Source organism: Streptomyces sp. NPDC058964, from assembly GCF_042741275.1.
Lineage (GTDB): Bacteria > Actinomycetota > Actinomycetes > Streptomycetales > Streptomycetaceae > Streptomyces.
On record NZ_JBHYKH010001028.1, the window covers coordinates 1 to 1,161 of the forward strand.

The 1,161-nt window shown below is 76.0% G+C and carries 1 protein-coding gene; it reads right to left on the reverse strand.

Going from position 1 to position 1,161, the window contains the following annotated elements; genetic code table 11:
* On the reverse strand, positions 1-1,161 hold a 1,161-nt coding region (locus ACFW2E_RS47400), incomplete at both ends, for a beta-ketoacyl reductase (RefSeq protein ID WP_384478515.1).

A 1,161-nucleotide genomic window follows, 5' to 3' on the forward strand; every position in this document is an offset into this window, starting at 1 on the left:
GGTAGCGGCACGCCATGCCGACGATCACGACCGGATCGTCGGTCCCGGAGACCGCGGCCTTCCCGGACACAGGTGCGGGCCGGCGTTCGGCGTCGCTCCCCACGAGTTGCCCGTCCAGATAGCGCGCCACGGCCACCGCGTTCGGGTAGTCGAACGTGAGGGTCGCGGGGAGCCGCAGTCCGGTCGCCGCGCCGAGCTTGTTGCGGAGCTCGACGGCTGCCAGGGAGTCGAAGCCGAGGGTGCCGAAGCCGCGCTCGGGATCGACGGCCTGCGGGCCGTCGTGGCCGAGTGCCGCCGCGACATGGGTGCGTACGAGGTCGAGCAGCCGTCGTTCGCGGTCGGCCGCGCCGAGCCGTGTCAGCTCGGCCGCCAGGGAACCGTCCTCCGCCGTGGCCGCGCCCGCGGTGCGGCGGGACGGTGTGCGGACCAGGCCGCGCAGCACCGGCGGCAGCTCCTCCGAGCGGGCGCGGCGGGTGAGGGCCTGCTGGTCTAGGCGCAGGGCGAGGAGGTGGGCGGGAGCCGCCGGCAGGGCCGCCGCCGCGTCCAGCATCGCCAGACCGGCCGCAACACTGTGCGCGGGCGTTCCGGCCCGTGCCGCGCGGGACACGTCGGCCGGGGCGAGGCCGGCGGCCATGCCGCCCGCCTCGGGGTCCCACAGGCCCCAATCCCGGGACCGCGCAGGGAGGCCGAGTGCGCGGCGATGTGCCGCGAGGGCATCCAGGTAGGCATTGGCGGCGGCGTAGTTCGCCTGTCCCAGGGCGTCGAACGTGGCGGCGGCCGAGGAGTAGAGGACGAACGCGTCGAGCTCGCGGTCGGCCGTGAGCTCGTGCAGGTGAAGTGCCGCGCGTGCCTTCGGCGCCCACACCCCTTCCAGGCGCTCCGGCGTCAGCGAGCCGAACGTCGCGTCGTCGAGCACGCCCGCCGCGTGGACGACGGCAGTGATGCCGGGGTGCGCGGCAAGCAGTCGCGCCAGCGCCTCCCGGTCGGAGACGTCGCACGCCTCCACGCTCACCTGGGCACCCATCTCGCTCAGCTCGGCGACGAGTTCGTCGACTCCCGGGGCGCTGTCGCCCCGGCGGCCCGCCAGCACCACGCCACGCACCCCGTGCTCGGCGACCAGATGGCGTGCCGTCAGGGCGCCCAGGCCGCCGGTGCCGCCGG